This is a genomic window from Pseudomonas acericola (SeqCode), from assembly GCF_053456465.1.
The window spans coordinates 922,493-940,064 of record NZ_JBRFJB010000001.1; the positions used below are offsets into that span (position 1 = coordinate 922,493).

A 17,572-nucleotide genomic window follows, 5' to 3' on the forward strand; every position below is an offset into this window, starting at 1 on the left:
GCGATGCGGGTAGGGCGGGGCGGCAGGTAGTGCGCGGCGATCCCTTCGTAGCCTCGCTAAAGCTCGACAACGCCCACATTTTGACTGGTGAACACCATTAGGTGTGGGAGCTGGCTTGCCTGCGATGGCGTCAGCCCAGGCAACATCACAACCCGCCCCAGACCCAATCGGCAATGAACTTTTACCCGCCCACCACCCGTCCAAGTTGAAACGCCCAGCCAAGGACCGACCATGACCTTCTTCATATTCCTGCTCGCCTGCGCCGCCGCCGCCAGCACCGGCATGCTGTTCAAACCCGGCGCCTGGTACGAATCCCTCGTCAAACCCAGCTTCACCCCGCCCAACTGGCTGTTCCCGGTGGCGTGGACGCTGATTTACCTGCTGCTGGCCTGGGCCGGTTACCGCCTCAGCCTGATCCCGGACAGCCAAGTGGTGCTGGCGCTGTGGGCGGCGCAGATTGCCTTGAACACGTTGTGGACGCCGGTGTTCTTCGGCGCCCATCGCATCCTCGCGGGGATGGTGATTCTGGCGGTGCTGTGGCTGACCGTGGCGACGATGGTGGTGTTGGCGGTGCGCCTGGACTTGATCACCGGGTTGATCCTGTTCCCGTATCTGGCGTGGCTGTGTGTGGCGGCAGCGTTGAATTTCTCGATTTTGCGCAATAACCGCTGATGAGTTACAGCGCGCCTTTAATCATCCGGCCTGTGACTGTTGGTGATATTCCTCAGGCACTGGCTTTTGTACAACAGGCCCGCGCCGAGATGTTTCCCAAGCTCAGCGATGCCGGTGTGCCGAATGATCTGGCGCAATTTGAGGCGACCTACCTTCAGGGGGACGGGCGATTTCTGATTGCCTGTCATGACGGTCAGATCGTCGCGGCCATCGGCTACCTGCCGTATGACAACCGCTTCCCCCAGCTCGATTACCTGGGCCGCAAGACGGTGGAAGTGGTGCGCTTGTTTGTGTTGCCGGCGTTTCGGCGCTTTGGCTTGGCGGCGGCGTTGTATAGCGCACTGGAGGTGATGGCGCAGGCGGAGGGGGTGGAGGTGATGTACCTGCATACCCATCCGTTTTTGCCGGGGGCGATTGATTTTTGGCTTCGGCAGGGGTTTGAAGTGGTGGATGTGGAAGACGACCCCGTGTGGCAGACGACCCATATGCAGCGAACGCCGCAGATCTAATGTGGAAATGATCATGTGGGAGCAGGCAAGCCAGCTCCCACATTCGGACGGTGTGAAGTCTCTAGTTCGAGCGCAGTCGCAAGATCTGCGCCCCATCAAACGGGTCCGTCAGGTAATGCGCCTGCACCCCAAACGTCTCCTGCAACCGCTGCGGCGTCAGCACGTCCAGCGGCTTGCCCAGCGCCACCAACCGCCCGCGATCCAGCACCGCCAAGCGATCGCAAGTCAGTGCCTGGTTCAGGTCATGCAGCGCAATCAACGTCGTCACCGGCAACGCTTGCACGCCTTTTAAGATCGCCAGCTGATGCTGGATATCCAGGTGATTGGTCGGTTCATCCAGCAACAGAATCTGCGGCCGCTGCGCCAAGGCGCGGGCGATGTGGACGCGTTGGCGTTCGCCGCCGGAAAGGCTGCGCCACGCGCGTTGGCTCAGGTGGGTGGCGTCCACGTCGTGCAGGGCCTGGCGCACGATGCTGTCGTCGTCGACGGACCACGGGCTCAGCGCCGACAGCCAGGGCGTGCGGCCCAAGGCCACGGCGTCGAATACGCGGATGGTGTCGTCGGTGTCGGCTTGTTGCTCCACCACCGCCAGTTGCTGCGCAATCACACGGCGGGATAACTGCCCCAGGCGCTGGTCGCCCAACCACACTTCACCAGACGCCGGTGCACGCAACCCGGCCAGCAGCTTGAGCAAGGTGGATTTACCGGAGCCATTCGGCCCGACAATGCCGAGGGTTTCCCCCTGCGCGACGTCCAGATGAATATCGCGCAGCAACTCGGCGTCACGCACCTTGAAGCCCAAGCCATTGCAGCTGAGCACGCTCATCGTGCGTTCCTCCGCCCGATCAAAATCAGCGCAAACACCGGCGCACCGACCAACGCGGTGACCACACCGACCGGAATCACCTGGCCCTTGATCAAGCTGCGCGACAGCACATCCGCCGCGATCAAAAACAGCGCACCGCCCAGCGCACTGGCCGGCAGCAAGCGCGAATGCCCGGTGCCCAGCAACAGGCGCACGGCGTGGGGAATCACCAGCCCGACAAAGCCGATGGAGCCGACAATCGACACCATCACCGCCGTCACCAGCGCCGCGCAGCCCACCAGCACAAACTGCACGCGCCGCACCGGGATGCCGAGGGACGCCGCCGAGTCGCTGCCAAAGGTGAACGCATCCAGCGCACGACGGTGCCACAGGCACACCGCCAAACCCACGAGCGCCACCGGCACCGCCAGCCATACCGACGGCCAGCGCACGCCGCTGAGGTTGCCCAGCAACCAGAACATGATGCCGCGCGCCTGTTCGGAGCTGGCGGATTTGGTGATAAGGAACGCAGTCAGCGCGTTGAACAGCTGCGAACCGGCAATGCCGGCGAGGATGATCTGCCCGGTGCCGCTGGACGAACCGCTGGCCCGCGCGAGCAGAATCACCAAGGCAAACGCGGCCATGGCACCGACAAATGCGCCGGCCGACAACGAAATCAAGCCACCGCCCACGCCGATCAATGCGACCAATACCGCACCGGTCGAGGCGCCGGCGCTAATGCCCAGCAGGTACGGGTCGGCCAAGGGGTTGCGCAGCAGCGACTGCAAGATCACCCCGCAGGTCGCCAGCCCGGCACCGCACGCGGCGGCGACGAGGGCGCGGGTCAGGCGGTAGTTCCACACCACGCCTTCATCGATGGGGTCCAGCACGTAGCCGGCGCCCCACAGTTTATTGGCCAGCACCTGCAGCACGACCTGCGGCGAGATGGCGGTTTCGCCGATGGCCACGCCGGCGAGCACGGCGAGCAACAGCAGGGCCAGGGCGATCAGAGGACGGATCATTGCGGCAAGTCGTAGCCGTCGATGGCCGTGGCCAGTTGTTCAAGGCCATCGAACATGCGGATGCTGGCCTGCAACGCCAGGGCGTCGAGGATGATGATCCGGTTGTTTTTCACCGCGTCCATATTGCGCGTGACCGGGTCGCTGCGCAGGAAGGCGAGTTTCTTTTCATGGTCGTCGGCGGGGTAGCGGCGGCGGTCCATGCGGGCGATGACGAGGAAGGTCGGGTTGGCCTTGGCGATGGTTTCCCAGCCGACGGCGGGCCATTCTTCGTCGGACTGCACCACGTTGTGCAAACCGAGGGTTTGCAGCATGAATTCGGGGATGCCCTTGTGGCCGGCCACGTAGGGGTCGCTGGCCATCTCGGCGCTGGAGAACCACACCAGCGCGCTGGCCTGCTTGAGGCCTTTGCTCTGCACGGTGGCAACGGACTTGGCCAGGCGTGTCTTCAGCTCGTCGTTCAGCTGTTGGCCGCGATCCTGTACGTCGAAAATCGCCGCCAACTGGCTGATGCTTTTATAAATAGTGTCGATACGGAACGGCTCCAGCCGCGTACCGTCGGCGCCCACCAGGTTGTCTTTGCCTTCGCAGTCGGAAGGCAGCAGGTAGGTGGGGATTTTCAGCTCATGGAATTGCTCGCGGGTGCCCACCACGCCTTGCGCACCGACCACCCATTCCAGTTCGGCGGCCACCAGTTGCGGGCGCTTGGCGATCACTGCTTCGAAGCTCGGCTCGTTATTGGCCAGGCGCTCGATGCCGTCGTTCAGCGTCTTGAACTGCGGCAGTACATTGTTGAACCACAGCGACGTGCCGACTACTTTCTCGCCCACGCCCAAGGCGTAGAGCATCTCGGTGGCGGCCTGGCCGATGGTCACGCTGCGCGCGGGGGCTTGTTGGAAGGTGAGGGTGCTGCCGCAGTTTTCCAGCGTCAGCGGGTAGTGGGTCGGCGCGCCGTGGGCCAGGGCACAGAAACCCAGGCCGGTGAGCAGGGCGGTAACGCGTGGCAGCATGGGGCAATCTCCGTTGGGACCGTACAGTGGACTGGGGAGGTACGGTAGTGGAAATACACCCACGAACACGGCCGCCGGGCCGCGCAAGGATGTCCTTCCCGGACACCCCGCCGGTTGGTGATAACGCTGGGCCGGCAGGTCTCCTGACTTGTGCGTCGTCGCCTCGCTCCGGCCTTCCCGGACAGTGTCCAGTGGCAGTGGGGAGCAGGCTCGGCACCTACAGTTGCGGGGGCAGTTCCGATTGGCGCGATGGGTCGCGCTTGGGATTCCCTGTTAGTCCCCTTCGGGAACCGGCGCGCCATGGTAGTCGATCGGGCTGCGAAGGGGGAGTTGCGATGGGTAAATCACAGAACAAATGCGATGCCTGTGGGAGCTGGCTTATGTGGGAGCTCCCACACAAGCCAGTTTCCAGATTTGAGCAAGGTCGCCTGGGTTATTTGCGATCCAGCCACACGGTCTGCGCATTGCAGAACTCGCGCACGCCGAAGTGCGACAGCTCGCGGCCAAAGCCACTCTTCTTGATCCCGCCAAACGCGACCCGTGGATCAGAGACGCTGAACGAATTGACGAAGATCCCACCGGTTTCCAGCCTGTTGGCGATATCGCGGGCTTTCGCCGCATCGGTGGTGAAGATGCTTGCGGTCAGGCCGAACTCGCTGTCATTCGCCAGTTCCACGGCGTGGTCGGCGTCGCGGGCGGTGATGATCGAGGCGACGGGGCCGAACAGTTCCTGTTTGAACGAGGTCATCTGGTCGGTGACGTTGGCCAGTACGGTGGGCTCATAGTAGTTGCCTGCGCCTGCGACTTTGTTGCCGCCCAGCAGCAGGGTCGCGCCTTCTTCCAGGGTGGCCTGGACCTGGCCGTGCAGCTCGTCGCGCAGGTCGAAGCGGGCCATCGGGCCGATGTAGGTAGCGGTCGACGTCGGGTCGCCCATGACCAAGGCACGGCTGGCTTCCAAGAACTTGGTGGTGAACGCGTCCACCACTCCGTCCTCGATAATCAGGCGCTTGGCGGCGGCGCAGACTTGGCCGCTGTTTTGGAAGCGGCCGATCAACGCGGCTTGTACAGCGGCGTCGAGGTCGGCGTCGTTGAGCACGATGAACGGGTCGGAGCCGCCCAGTTCCAGCACGCATTTTTTCAGCGCCGCGCCGGCCTGGGAGCCGATGGCGATACCGGCGCGCACACTGCCGGTGAGGGTGACGGCGGCGATGCGTGGGTCGGCAATGGCTTTGGATACGCCGTCCGGGGTCACGTTGAGCACTTCGAACAGGCCGTCAGTGAAGCCGGCCTTTTTGAACGCCTGCTGGATAAGGTAGGCGCTGCCCATCACGTTCGGTGCGTGTTTGAGCACGTAGGTGTTGCCGGCGAGCATCGTCGGCACGGCGCCGCGCAGCACTTGCCAGACCGGGAAGTTCCACGGCATCACGGCGAGGATCGGGCCCAACGGGCGGTATTCGATCTGGGCGCTGCCGTTGTCCACCAGGGTCGGTTCCGGTGCGAGCATGGCCGGGCCTTGGGCCGCGTACCATTCGCTGAGCTGGGCGCATTTTTCGATTTCGGCACGGGCTTGGGCGATGGGTTTGCCCATTTCCAGGGTGATCATCTGCGCCATGTCTTCGGCTTGTTCACGCAGAGCGGCGGCCAGGGCCAGCAACAGCTCGGCGCGCTGGCTGACCGGCTGGCGGCGCCAGGTGCGGAAGGCGGCGGTGGCACGGTCGAGGGCGGCGTCCAGTTGCGCTTCGGACTCGTACGGGTAGCTGCCGACTGTTTCGCCGTTGGCCGGGTTGATCGAGAGGGCGTGGGTGGTCGCGTTCATGGCGCCGTCCTGCTGAATGAGTAAGTGGGGTTCAGCCTACGGGGCTAGATCTTTTCTGGAAACTGAATAATATTAAGCAATACATTCTCAAAAAGAGAATGATGACTATGCGATCGTTCCCACGCTCCGCGTGGAAACGCCTCCTGTGACGCTCCGCGTCACGCTGTGGGACGCAGAGCGCCCCGGGCTGCATTCCCACGCAGAGCGTGGGAACGATCATGGAGAATGACTTGGACCTGGTGCAGCTGGAAATCTTCAAGGCCGTTGCCGAGCAAGGCAGCATAAGCGCCGCCGCGCAGTTGATTCATCGGGTGCCGTCGAACCTGACTACCCGCATCAAGCAACTGGAGCAGGACCTGGGCGTGGAGTTGTTTATCCGCGAGAAGAGCCGCCTGCGTCTGTCGCCGGCGGGCTGGAACTTCCTCGGCTATGCGCGGCGCATCCTCGACCTGGTGCAGGAAGCCCGCGCGACGGTGGCGGGGGAGGAGCCCCAGGGCGCGTTTGCCCTCGGCTCACTGGAAAGCACGGCAGCGGTGCGCATCCCGGCGCTGCTGGCGGCGTATAACCAGAAACACACCAAAGTCGAACTGGACCTGAGCACCGGGCCGTCGGGCACGATGATCGAAGGCGTGCTGTCGGGGCGCCTGGCGGCGGCGTTTGTCGATGGGCCGGTGTTGCACGCAACGCTGGAAGGCGTGGCGGTGTTTGAAGAAGAGATGGTGGTGATCGCGCCGTTGCATCACGCGCCGATCACCCGGGGGCAGGATGTGAATGGCGAGAATATCTACACCTTTCGCTCGAATTGCTCCTACCGGCACCACTTTGAACGCTGGTTCTCCCAGGATGGCGCGGTGCCGGGCAAGATCTTCGAGATCGAGTCGTACCACGGCATGCTCGCCTGCGTCAGCGCCGGCGCCGGCTTGGCCCTGATGCCGCGCAGCATGCTGGAAAGCATGCCGGGGTTTGCGGCGGTGAGCGTGTGGCCGTTGATGGACAGCTTTCGGGTGTTGCACACCTGGCTGATCTGGCGGCGGGGCACGGTGTCGCAGAGTCTGAACAGCTTCGTAAAACTGCTGGAAGAACGCGTTCTAGAGCCAACATAGATCAAGTGTGGGAGCTGGCTTGCCTGCGATGGCATCAACTGGGTGGACCTGATGTACCGAGTCGCCTGCATCGCAGGCAAGCCAGCTCCCACACAAGCCAGCTCCCACACAAGCCAGCTCCCACACAAGCCAGCTCCCACAATTTGATCGGTGCTAGCCGCCGAATTGCAGGGTGCCCATCGCCAGCTTGGTCATCAGCGTTGTCGCACCCAGTTGCACCAGCCACAACGCCAGTCCACCGAGGAACACACCCAGCGCCACCTGCAACACCAGGCTCTTCTGCCGCTTGGCTTGCGGCGCACGTGGGGCGTAATCATGCAACTCATCGCGGTCGGCACGCAGGTCCAGGTCGTCGTTTCTCATAAGGCTCTCACTGCAAAGGGGCGGGCAAGGTTCAGTCTAGGGGCTGGCCACGAAAAAGGGGAAGCCATTGGCTTCCCCTTCTGTGCAACGGTTACCGGCTTACAGCACCTGAACGATTGCCTTTGTGACCGCGTCGATGTTCGACTGGTTCAACGCCGCGACACAGATACGGCCAGTGTCGAGGGCGTAGATGCCGAACTCGTTGCGCAGGCGGGTGACTTGCTCAACGCTCAGGCCGGAGTAGGAGAACATCCCACGCTGGCGACCGACAAAGCTGAAATCGTGGCCCGGAGCGGCCTTGGCCAGTTCAGCGACCATCTGCTCACGCATGCCACGGATGCGCAGGCGCATTTCAGCCAGTTCCGCTTCCCACTGGGCGCGCAGGTCAGGGCTGTTCAGCACCGCTGCAACAATCGCCGCGCCGTGAGTCGGCGGGTTGGAGTAGTTGGTGCGGATCACGCGTTTGACCTGGGACAGGATGCGCGCGCTTTCTTCCTTGGACTCGCCAACGATGGACAGCGCGCCGACGCGTTCGCCGTACAGCGAGAACGACTTGGAGAACGAGCTGGATACAAAGAAGGTCAGGCCCGATTCAGCAAACAGGCGCACAGCGGCGGCGTCTTCGTGGATGCCGTCGCCAAAGCCCTGGTAGGCCATGTCGAGGAACGGCACGAGATTCTTGGCTTTGACCACGTCCAGCACGTTCTGCCAGTCGGCCGGGCTCAGGTCGACGCCGGTCGGGTTGTGGCAGCAGGCGTGCAGCACCACGATGGACTGTGGCGGCAGGGCGTTGAGGTCTTCGAGCAGGCCGGCACGGTTGACGTCGTGGGTGGCGGCGTCGTAGTAGCGGTAGTTCTGCACTGGGAAGCCGGCGGTTTCGAACAGCGCGCGGTGGTTTTCCCAGCTTGGGTCGCTGATGGCGACGACGGCGTCTGGCAGCAGTTGCTTGAGGAAGTCAGCGCCGATTTTCAGCGCGCCGGTGCCGCCAACCGCTTGCACGGTGGTGACGCGGCCAGCGGTCAGCAGTGGCGACTCAGCGCCAAACAGCAGGGTTTGCACGGCCTTGTCGTAGGCCGCGATGCCGTCGATTGGCAAGTAGCCACGGGCGGCGTGTTGCGCCACGCGAATGGCTTCCGCTTCGGCAACGGCACGCAAGAGTGGAATCTTCCCCTCCTCGTTGCAGTAAACGCCTACGCCAAGGTTGACCTTGGTGGTTCGTGTATCGGCGTTGAATGCTTCGTTGAGGCCCAGGATAGGATCGCGTGGTGCCATTTCGACAGCGGAGAACAGGCTCATTTTTGCGGCAGCTCTATGGGGGAAAGGAGGGACGTGTCGCGCTCCAGCCGAATGCACTAGAGCGGTGCACAAACGGGGAGCTAGTATAGAGGCCATCACCGCCTGAGGCGACAACCGAAACGGCTTTTCGGCCAAGTTTTTCGGTTTATTTGCTGACCGTTAGTCTTATTGCAACATTGGCCGGGCAAGGCGCGTAGGACGATTGCCTTGAAACCCGTCACATTCGCCACCACTTCTACGGCTATCATGGTTTTTTCCTGCTGCCCGCTCTGAATCTTCGCGGGTGGCGGTCTTTTTCGTTCCCGACGGGTTTACAGTCTGGGGTGACTTCAAGAGGTACGTTATGTCGGATTTCCAACTCGTCACCCGCTTTGAACCCGCCGGCGACCAACCCGAGGCGATTCGCCTGATGGTCGAAGGCATCGAGGCCGGCCTGGCCCACCAGACGCTGCTCGGGGTGACCGGTTCGGGCAAGACCTTCAGCATTGCCAACGTGATCGCCCAGGTCAACCGCCCGACCTTGGTGTTGGCGCCGAACAAGACCCTGGCCGCGCAGTTGTACGGCGAGTTCAAGTCGTTCTTCCCGAACAACGCCGTCGAGTACTTCGTTTCCTACTACGACTACTACCAGCCCGAAGCCTACGTGCCGTCCTCCGATACCTTTATCGAGAAGGATGCGTCGATCAACGACCATATCGAGCAGATGCGGCTGTCGGCGACCAAGGCGCTGCTGGAGCGCAAGGACGCGATCATCGTCACCACGGTGTCGTGCATCTACGGCCTGGGCAGCCCGGAAAGCTATCTGAAGATGGTGCTGCACGTCGATCGCGGCGACAAACTCGACCAGCGCGAAGTGCTGCGTCGCCTGGCGGATTTGCAATACACCCGCAATGACATGGACTTTGCCCGCGCCACCTTCCGCGTGCGCGGCGATGTGATCGACGTGTACCCGGCCGAATCCGACCTGGAAGCGATCCGCATCGAGCTGTTCGACGATGAAGTCGAGAGCCTGTCGGCCTTCGACCCGTTGACCGGTGAGGTGATCCGCAAGCTGCCGCGCTTCACCTTCTATCCGAAAAGCCACTACGTCACCCCGCGTGAAACCCTGTTGGATGCCATCGAGCACATCAAGGTCGAGCTGGCCGAACGTCTCGAATACCTGCGCTCCAATAACAAGCTGGTGGAAGCCCAGCGCCTGGAGCAACGCACGCGCTTCGACCTGGAGATGATCCTGGAGCTGGGTTACTGCAACGGCATCGAAAACTACTCGCGCTACCTCTCGGGCCGCGAATCGGGTGCGCCGCCGCCGACTTTGTATGACTACCTACCGGCCGACGCGTTACTGGTGATCGACGAGTCCCACGTCAGCGTGCCGCAGGTCGGCGCGATGTATAAGGGCGACCGTTCACGTAAAGAGACGCTGGTGGAATACGGTTTCCGCCTGCCGTCGGCGCTGGACAACCGGCCGATGCGTTTTGACGAGTGGGAAAGCATCAGCCCGCAGACCATCTTCGTGTCCGCGACGCCGGGCAACTACGAGGCCGAGCATGCCGGCCGGGTGATCGAGCAGTTGGTGCGCCCGACCGGCCTGGTGGACCCGCAGATCGAAATCCGCCCGGCACTGACCCAGGTCGACGATTTGCTCTCCGAAATCAACAAGCGCGTGGCCCTGGAAGAGCGGGTGCTGGTCACCACCCTGACCAAGCGCATGTCCGAAGACTTGACCGACTACCTGGCCGACCACGGCGTGCGCGTGCGCTACCTGCACTCGGACATCGATACCGTGGAGCGCGTGGAGATCATCCGCGACCTGCGCTTGGGCACCTTTGATGTGCTGGTGGGGATCAACCTGCTGCGTGAAGGCTTGGATATGCCGGAAGTGTCGCTGGTGGCGATTCTCGATGCCGACAAGGAAGGCTTCCTGCGCTCCGAGCGCTCGCTGATCCAGACCATCGGCCGCGCGGCGCGTAACCTCAATGGCCGGGCGATTCTCTACGCCGACCGCATCACCGGCTCCATGGAGCGCGCGATTGGCGAGACCGAACGCCGTCGCGACAAGCAGATTGCCTTTAACCTGGCCAATGGCATTACGCCCAAGGGCGTGTTCAAGGATGTCGCCGACATCATGGAAGGCGCCGTCGTGCCGGGCTCGCGCAGCAAGAAGCGCAAGGGCATGGCCAAGGCCGCCGAGGAAAGCGCCAAGTACGAGAACGAACTGCGCTCGCCGAGTGAGATCACCAAGCGGATTCGCCAGTTGGAAGAGAAGATGTACCAGTTGGCGCGGGATCTGGAGTTTGAGGCGGCGGCGCAGACGCGGGATGAGATTGGCAAGTTGCGCGAGCGACTACTGGCTGTTTGATTTGTAGTGACTGGGCGGGCCTCTTCGCGGGCAAGCCCGCTCCCACATTTTGATGGTGTTCGCAAATCAAATGTGGGAGCTGGCTTGCCTGCGATGGCGGCACCACGGTCTCAATGACTCTCCCCAGCCTTCAGCCCCGCCGGCAACGCCTTGGTCAACAACACCGCAACCATGCTGATCCCCAGCGCCAACCCGACAAAGTGAAACGCATCGTTGTAGGCCATGATCTGCGCCTGCTGGTGCGTGATCTCACTGAGCTTGCCCAGCGCCGCCGTGTCGCTGCCGAACGTCTGCGCCAGCGTCGCCAAGCGTTCCGCCACCTGCGGATTGGTCGGCACCAGCGCCTCACGTAAATAATCAAAGTAGGTCTTGGTGCGCGCATCCAGCAAGGTCGCCAGCAGCGCAATGCCGATGGCGCCGCCGAGGTTGCGCAGGATATTGAACAGGCTCGACGCCGAACCCGCATCTTGCGGCAGGATGTACGCGGTGGCGATCAACGAGATGGTGACCATGATCAGCGGCTGGCCAAGGGCGCGGATGATCTGGATCTGGTTGAACTGGCTACCGGCGAAGTCCGGGTTGAGCACCCCCGAGGAAAAACTCGCCAGGCCGAACAGGCCGAATCCCACGGTGCAGAGCCATTTCGGCGACACGTACTTCATCAGCTTGGGCACCAGCGGGATCAGAAACAGCTGGGGCACGCCCATCCACATGATCACTTCGCCGATCTGTAGCGCGTTGTAGTTCTGGATCTGCGCCAGGTACAGCGGCAACAGGTAGATCGAGCCATACAGGCCCACGCCCATGCCCAGGCTGGCGATGCTCGACAGGCCGAAATTGCGGTTGGCCAGGATGCCCAGGTTGATCAGCGGGTTGGGCTTGGAGAGCTGCACGATGACAAAGGTGATCAGGCTGAGCAGGGCGATGCTGCCGAGGCTGACGATCAGGCTGGATTCGAGCCAGTCCTTGCGGTGGCCTTCTTCGAGGAACACCTGCAAGCAGCCAAGGCCCACCGCCAGGGTGACGATGCCCAGGTAGTCGGTGCTTTTCAGCAGGTCCCAGTTCGACGCCTTTTTCTCCAGGCCGTAGAGCAGCCCGGCGATCATCAACAGGCCCGGCGGCACGTTGATGTAGAAGATGTACTCCCAGCCCCAGTTCTCGGTGAGCCAACCGCCGATGGTCGGGCCGATGGACGGGGCGAAGGTGGCCGTCATGGCGAACATCGCCATGCCTTTGGCGCGGTGGTGTTCGGGCAGCTTGATCAGGGTGAGGGTGAACGCCAGCGGGATCAGCGCGCCGCCGGTGAAGCCTTGCAGGGCTCGGAACACGATCATGCTTTCCAGGCTCCAGGCCATGGAGCACATCAGCGAGGCGATCAGGAACCCCACCGACACCCACACCGCCAGCCGCCGCGCTGAGAGCAGCTGCACCAGCCAGGCGGTGAGGGGGATCATGATGATTTCGGCGACAAGGTAGGAGGTGGAAATCCACGAGCCTTCTTCCAGGGTGGCTGACAGCGCGCCTTGGATGTCCTTGAGCGACGAGTTGGTGATCTGGATGTCGAGCACCGCCATAAAGGCGCCGAGCATCACGCTCATCACCGCGATCCAGTCGCGCCGGGTCGGTTCGCCGACTGGGCGCAGCAGTTGATCACCGGCCATCGGGTCGGTCTTTGATATTCACTTTGACGGTGACGGACATGCCGGGGCGGATCTTGCCCTGCAATGGGTTGTCCGCGGCGAAAGTGAGTTTTACCGGAATCCGTTGTACGACTTTGGTGAAGTTGCCCGTGGCGTTGTCCGGTGGCAGCAGGCTGAACTGTGCGCCTGAGGCGGCGAACAGGCTATCTACCCGGGCGTCGATGGGGGTGTCGGCGTAGGCGTCGAAGGTCAGTTGGGCCTTTTGCCCGGGTTGCATGTGGCCGATCTGGGTTTCCTTGAAGTTGGCCTGGATCCAGATGTCCTGGTCGGGAACGATGGACAGCAGGTAGGCGCCGGCCTGCACGTACTGGCCGTTACGCGCGGCGCGCTGGCCGACGAGGCCGCTGATGGGCGCGTGGATCTCGCTGCGGGTGAGGTTGAGTTCGGCCTGGGCCAGGTCGGTCCTGGCGTTGGCGATCAGGGCGTCGAGGCGCTTGATTTCGGCGTTGAGGGCGTTGACCTGCTGGCGCTGGCCCTGCAAATCGGCCTCGGCCATGGTCACTTGGGAGCGGGCGATGTGGTTGTCGGCGGACAGGGTGGTCACGCGTTCTTCCGAGACATAACCGGGTTTGCGCAGGGTTTGCGCGCGGGACAAGTCGATCTGCGAGCGCCCTAGGCTGGCCTGGCTCGATGCCACCTTGGCCGCGCCGGCGGCGATCAGGCTGGCTTGTTGGGTGAGCTTGCTCTGGGCCTGGGTGCGCTCGGCCTCGCGCATGGCCAGGGCGGCGTTGGCGCGGTCGACGGCGAGGTGGAAGTCGTCGCCTTCGAGCTGCACCAGGAGCTGGCCTTTTTGCACGTGCTCGTTGTCACCGACCTTGACCTCGACGATGCGCGCGCCGAGCTGGCTGGAGACGCGGGTGATTTCGCCCTGCACGTAGGCGTTGTCGGTGCTTTCATAGAAGCGGCCCTTGAAGAACCAGTGGGCGAAGAAGCCCAGGCCGATCAGGATCACGATAAACACGAAGATAAACAGGCGGCGCTTGAGTGGGGCTGGCATGGGGGCAGTGTCTGTAACAAGAGGTAATGGAATATAGCCAGCTAAGCATCTGTCCAATAGCCATGACTGGCGTTGAGACCGAAGCTTGGCCTAAATGCCATGCTCGATAAGGCGGGTGCTGGAGCCCAAGTGCCGAGGGCTGTTACCATTCGCCCCTTGTTTCAATTCTAGTTTTATCGCCCATTCGAGACCCGCCATGACCACCGTCCGCACGCGCATCGCGCCATCGCCTACTGGGGATCCCCACGTCGGCACTGCCTACATCGCCTTGTTCAACTACTGCTTTGCCAAGCAGCACGGTGGTGAATTCATCTTGCGGATCGAAGACACCGACCAGGTGCGCTCGACCCGTGAGTCGGAACAGCAGATTTTCGATGCCCTGCGTTGGTTGGGCATTACCTGGGCCGAGGGCCCGGACGTCGGCGGCCCGCACGGCCCGTATCGCCAGAGCGAGCGCAGCGACATCTACAAGCAGTACACCCAGCAACTGGTCGATATGGGCCATGCGTTCCCGTGCTTCTGCACCGCTGAAGAACTCGACCAGATGCGCGCCGAGCAGCAGGCCCGGGGCGAAACCCCGCGTTACGATGGCCGTGCACTGCTGCTGTCCAAGGAAGAAGTGGCGCAGCGCCTGGCGGCGGGCGAGCCTCACGTGATCCGCATGAAAGTGCCGAGCGAAGGCGTGTGCGTGGTGCCGGACATGCTGCGCGGTGACGTCGAGATCCCGTGGGATCGCATGGACATGCAAGTGCTGATGAAGACCGACGGCCTGCCGACGTACTTCCTGGCCAACGTGGTCGACGACCACCTGATGGGCATCACCCACGTATTGCGCGGCGAAGAATGGCTGCCATCGGCGCCGAAGCTGATCCTGCTCTACGAGTACTTCGGCTGGGAACAACCGCAGCTGTGCTACATGCCGCTGCTGCGTAACCCGGACAAGAGCAAGCTGTCCAAGCGCAAGAACCCGACCTCGGTGACGTTCTACGAGCGCATGGGCTTTATGCCGGAAGCGATGCTCAACTACCTGGGCCGCATGGGCTGGTCGATGCCGGACGAGCGCGAGAAGTTCTCGTTGCAGGAAATGGTCGATAACTTCGATCTGTCCCGTGTCTCCCTGGGCGGACCGATTTTCGATATCGAGAAGCTGTCGTGGCTCAACGGCCAATGGCTGCGTGACCTGCCGGTGGAAGAGTTCGCCAGCCGTGTGCAGCAGTGGGCGTTGAACCCTGAGTACATGATGAAGATCGCGCCGCTGGTGCAGGGCAGGGTGGAGACATTCAGCCAGGTCGCGCCGTTGGCCAGCTTCTTCTTTGCCGGGGGCGTGAACCCGGATGCCAAGCTGTTCGAGTCCAAGAAGCTCTCGGGCGACCAGGTGCGCCAGCTGATGCAGTTGATCCTGTGGAAGCTGGAAAGCCTGCGCCAGTGGGAGAAGGATGCGATCACCGCGACGATCCAGGCGGTGGTGGAGTCCTTGGAATTGAAATTGCGCGATGCCATGCCGCTGATGTTTGCCTCGATCACCGGGCAGGCCAGTTCGGTATCGGTGCTTGATGCGATGGAAATTCTCGGCCCGGACCTCACCCGTTTCCGTCTGCGCCAAGCCCTTGATTTGCTTGGTGGTGTCTCGAAGAAAGAAAACAAAGAGTGGGAAAAGCTGTTGGGCGCTATCGCTTAATCAGCCTGCTGCAACGGCGAAACCCCGGTTTTCCGGGGTTTCGCCGGTAAGTGATTGTTATCCCGGCAAAAAACTTTGGAAAATGTTGAAAATAAATTTGACACACTTCCAAAGCGCCATTAAGATTCGCCCCGTCCTCACCGATGAGGGGCTATAGCTCAGCTGGGAGAGCGCTTGCATGGCATGCAAGAGGTCAACGGTTCGATCCCGTTTAGCTCCACCAATTTACAGGTTCAAGGTCTGGCCACACCGTCCTTGAATCGATCAGTTCTCAGCGCTGATCAGTTGTACAGAAGGTTTTGTCCCCTTCGTCTAGTGGCCTAGGACACCGCCCTTTCACGGCGGTAACAGGGGTTCGAGTCCCCTAGGGGACGCCAGTTTCAACAAGCAGTTCGAAAGGTCTGCTGCGCCGCGAGGCGAAAAATCCGGGGCTATAGCTCAGCTGGGAGAGCGCTTGCATGGCATGCAAGAGGTCAACGGTTCGATCCCGTTTAGCTCCACCAATTTACAGGTTCAAGGTTCCGGCCACACCGTCCTTGAATCAGATCAGTTCTCAGCACTGATCGGTTGTACAGAAGGTTTGTGTCCCCTTCGTCTAGTGGCCTAGGACACCGCCCTTTCACGGCGGTAACAGGGGTTCGAGTCCCCTAGGGGACGCCACGATTACCCGCTCTGCGGGATTTTTAAGGGTCATTCAATTATTGAATGGCCCTTTTGTTTGTCTGGCGTTTGGCCAATTCTTCCCTTCCTAACATTCTCTTCAGACCAATGGTCGTTTCAGTCGCTTGCCAAATATTATTATGGTAATAATATTCACCCATGAGAACCGGAGGCTTTGATGAGCGATAAAAAAGCACAAACCCGCGAACGCATTTTGCAGGCTGCCAGCGCGGCGTTGATCCAGCGTGGCCCGGCCGAGCCGAGTGTCGGCGAAGTCATGGGCGCGGCGGGACTGACCGTCGGTGGTTTCTACGCACATTTTGAAAGCAAGGACGCGCTGATGCTGGAGGCGTTCACCGAACTGCTGGCCAAGCGTCGTGCGGCCATTGATGACATGGATGCACTGTTGACGGGAGAAGAGCGCCGAGGCCTTGTGGCTGCGTTCTATTTGTCGCGCAAGCATCGCGATTCGACCGTTCAGGCCTGCCCGATCCCTGCGACCGTCGGCGAGATGAGCCGCTTGCCGGACGAGTTCCGCCACGCGCTGAACGAACACTGCGAGCTGATGGCCGCCCAACTGGCCGCCAGCCCCGAAGACACCGACAAGGCCCTGGCCGACATGGCGCTGATGATCGGCGGCCTGGCCCTGGCGCGTGCGCTAGGCCCAGGTGAATTGTCTGACCGTGTGTTGCGCGCCGCCAAGTCGGCCGTGCGCTAGAAGAGGGCTCTAAGGATGGGTACGTTAACCTGGATTCGTCGCTTCAACGGCACCCTGGGGCATCTGGCGCCGCACACCGTGGCCAGCAAGATGCGGCGTGCCTTCATGACTCCGCGAGATCTTCCGCCGCGCGACTGGGAGCTGCCGCTGCTGGCGCAGTCAGAGCGCATCACCTTGCGTTTCGGCCTGTCGGCCCTGCGCTGGGGCCAAGGGCCGACGGTCTTGCTGATGCACGGTTGGGAAGGACGCCCCACCCAGTTCGCCAGCCTGATCACTGCTCTGGTCAATGACGGTTATTCGGTGATCGCCCTGGAGGGCCCGGCCCACGGTCGTTCGCCGGGGCGTGAGGCGCATGTGCTGTTGTTCGCGCGGGCGATGCTTGAAGCCGCCGCCGAATTGCCGCCGCTGCATGCAGTGGTCGGGCACTCCATGGGCGGTGCCAGTGCGATGCTGGCCGTGCAACTGGGGCTGCGCACCGAAGCCTTGGTGAGTATTGCTGCGCCGTCGCGTTTTCTCGATGTGCTGCGCGGGTTCACCCAAATGGTCGGCTTGCCCGCGCGGGCCCGCTCGGCGTTTATCCACGAGGTTGAACAGACCTTCGGCATGCCGCTGAAGCATCTGGACGTTGCCCACTATCAGATGAATATGCCCGGCCTGATCGTGCACGCCGAAGACGACACCTTCGTCCCGGTCAAAGCCTCCCAAGCCATCCACGAAGCCTGGTTTGACAGCCGCCTGCTGCGCCTGGAGCAGGGCGGTCACCAGAAAGTGCTGGCCGATCCCCGGGTGATCGAGGGCGTGCTGGCGCTGCTCGCCGGCCGTCGTCTACAGGCGCGGCAAAGCGCCTGATACACTGCCCGGCCGAGA

At 62.3% G+C, this 17,572-nt stretch carries 15 protein-coding genes, 4 tRNA genes and 1 riboswitch; of the genes, 11 read left to right on the forward strand and 8 right to left on the reverse strand.

Annotation, left to right across the window (positions count from 1 at the left end; all coding sequences use genetic code 11):
• Window positions 1–231: 231 nt before the first annotated feature.
• Both tspO and ACU688_RS04220 read left to right on the forward strand, forming a co-directional pair.
• On the forward strand, window positions 232–672 hold the full coding sequence (gene tspO, locus ACU688_RS04215) for a tryptophan-rich sensory protein TspO (protein WP_305430649.1): 441 nt from the start codon (window positions 232–234) through the stop codon (window positions 670–672).
• Window positions 672–1,181 carry a GNAT family N-acetyltransferase gene (locus ACU688_RS04220; protein WP_448183755.1) on the forward strand — a complete coding sequence of 170 codons (510 nt, stop codon included), beginning with the start codon at window positions 672–674 and terminating at the stop codon, window positions 1,179–1,181. The genes tspO and ACU688_RS04220 overlap by 1 nt, the downstream gene beginning before the upstream one ends.
• A 61-nt stretch (window positions 1,182–1,242) precedes the next feature.
• On the opposite strand, the gene ACU688_RS04225 is transcribed toward ACU688_RS04220, so the two are convergent.
• The 4 genes from ACU688_RS04225 to ACU688_RS04240 all read right to left on the reverse strand — a co-directional run bounded on the left by ACU688_RS04225 (window position 1,243) and on the right by ACU688_RS04240 (window position 5,831).
• Window positions 1,243–2,007: an ABC transporter ATP-binding protein gene (locus tag ACU688_RS04225; protein ID WP_448183756.1), complete on the reverse strand. Its 765-nt coding sequence runs from the start codon at window positions 2,005–2,007 to the stop codon at window positions 1,243–1,245.
• Entirely contained in the window at window positions 2,004–3,008 is a 1,005-nt protein-coding gene (locus ACU688_RS04230; protein ID WP_448183757.1) for a FecCD family ABC transporter permease, read from the reverse strand. Before ACU688_RS04230 ends, ACU688_RS04225 begins: the two co-directional genes overlap by 4 nt.
• On the reverse strand, window positions 3,005–4,015 hold the full coding sequence (locus tag ACU688_RS04235; RefSeq protein ID WP_448183758.1) for an ABC transporter substrate-binding protein: 1,011 nt from the start codon (window positions 4,013–4,015) through the stop codon (window positions 3,005–3,007). The genes ACU688_RS04230 and ACU688_RS04235 overlap by 4 nt, the downstream gene beginning before the upstream one ends.
• Before the next feature lie 116 nt (window positions 4,016–4,131).
• Window positions 4,132–4,325: riboswitch (cobalamin riboswitch) on the reverse strand.
• A gap of 123 nt (window positions 4,326–4,448) precedes the next feature.
• Window positions 4,449–5,831, reverse strand: a complete 1,383-nt coding sequence (locus ACU688_RS04240) for an aldehyde dehydrogenase family protein (RefSeq protein WP_448183759.1) — start codon at window positions 5,829–5,831, stop codon at window positions 4,449–4,451.
• Between the two features lie 230 nt (window positions 5,832–6,061).
• Here ACU688_RS04240 and ptrR point away from each other — a divergent pair, with 230 nt between their 5' ends.
• The gene (gene ptrR, locus ACU688_RS04245) at window positions 6,062–6,934 is read left to right on the forward strand and encodes a putrescine utilization regulator PtrR (protein ID WP_305430641.1); all 873 of its coding nucleotides are present in this window, start codon (window positions 6,062–6,064) and stop codon (window positions 6,932–6,934) included.
• Between the two features lie 153 nt (window positions 6,935–7,087).
• On the opposite strand, the gene ACU688_RS04250 is transcribed toward ptrR, so the two are convergent.
• The gene (locus ACU688_RS04250; RefSeq protein ID WP_448183760.1) at window positions 7,088–7,297 is read right to left on the reverse strand and encodes a hypothetical protein; all 210 of its coding nucleotides are present in this window, start codon (window positions 7,295–7,297) and stop codon (window positions 7,088–7,090) included.
• A gap of 99 nt (window positions 7,298–7,396) precedes the next feature.
• Complete coding sequence (locus ACU688_RS04255) at window positions 7,397–8,593, reverse strand: amino acid aminotransferase (RefSeq protein ID WP_448183761.1); 1,197 nt, start codon at window positions 8,591–8,593, stop codon at window positions 7,397–7,399.
• A 343-nt stretch (window positions 8,594–8,936) separates the two neighbouring features.
• Between ACU688_RS04255 and uvrB the strand changes: the two genes are divergently transcribed.
• Complete coding sequence (uvrB, locus tag ACU688_RS04260) at window positions 8,937–10,952, forward strand: excinuclease ABC subunit UvrB (RefSeq protein WP_448183762.1); 2,016 nt, start codon at window positions 8,937–8,939, stop codon at window positions 10,950–10,952.
• Between the two features lie 110 nt (window positions 10,953–11,062).
• Here uvrB and ACU688_RS04265 read toward each other — a convergent pair whose 3' ends face one another.
• Both ACU688_RS04265 and ACU688_RS04270 read right to left on the reverse strand, forming a co-directional pair.
• Complete coding sequence (locus ACU688_RS04265) at window positions 11,063–12,613, reverse strand: MDR family MFS transporter (RefSeq protein WP_124525742.1); 1,551 nt, start codon at window positions 12,611–12,613, stop codon at window positions 11,063–11,065.
• Window positions 12,603–13,649 carry an HlyD family secretion protein gene (locus tag ACU688_RS04270; protein WP_448183763.1) on the reverse strand — a complete coding sequence of 349 codons (1,047 nt, stop codon included), beginning with the start codon at window positions 13,647–13,649 and terminating at the stop codon, window positions 12,603–12,605. The genes ACU688_RS04265 and ACU688_RS04270 overlap by 11 nt, the downstream gene beginning before the upstream one ends.
• Window positions 13,650–13,845: 196 nt before the next feature.
• Here ACU688_RS04270 and gltX point away from each other — a divergent pair, with 196 nt between their 5' ends.
• The 7 genes from gltX (at window position 13,846) to ACU688_RS04305 (ending at window position 17,554) form a co-directional block, all read left to right on the forward strand.
• Window positions 13,846–15,327: a glutamate--tRNA ligase gene (gltX, locus tag ACU688_RS04275; RefSeq protein WP_448183764.1), complete on the forward strand. Its 1,482-nt coding sequence runs from the start codon at window positions 13,846–13,848 to the stop codon at window positions 15,325–15,327.
• Window positions 15,328–15,474: 147 nt separating this feature from the next.
• Window positions 15,475–15,550: transfer RNA gene (locus ACU688_RS04280), tRNA-Ala, on the forward strand.
• 78 nt (window positions 15,551–15,628) lie between these two features.
• A tRNA-Glu gene (locus tag ACU688_RS04285) sits at window positions 15,629–15,704 on the forward strand.
• A gap of 50 nt (window positions 15,705–15,754) precedes the next feature.
• Window positions 15,755–15,830: transfer RNA gene (locus ACU688_RS04290), tRNA-Ala, on the forward strand.
• Window positions 15,831–15,911: 81 nt separating this feature from the next.
• A tRNA-Glu gene (locus ACU688_RS04295) sits at window positions 15,912–15,987 on the forward strand.
• Between the two features lie 178 nt (window positions 15,988–16,165).
• Window positions 16,166–16,705: a TetR/AcrR family transcriptional regulator gene (locus ACU688_RS04300; protein ID WP_124525740.1), complete on the forward strand. Its 540-nt coding sequence runs from the start codon at window positions 16,166–16,168 to the stop codon at window positions 16,703–16,705.
• A gap of 15 nt (window positions 16,706–16,720) precedes the next feature.
• A complete protein-coding gene (locus ACU688_RS04305) occupies window positions 16,721–17,554 on the forward strand; it encodes an alpha/beta fold hydrolase (RefSeq protein ID WP_448183765.1) in 834 nt (277 codons plus the stop codon).
• The last annotated feature ends 18 nt before the right edge of the window (window positions 17,555–17,572 follow it).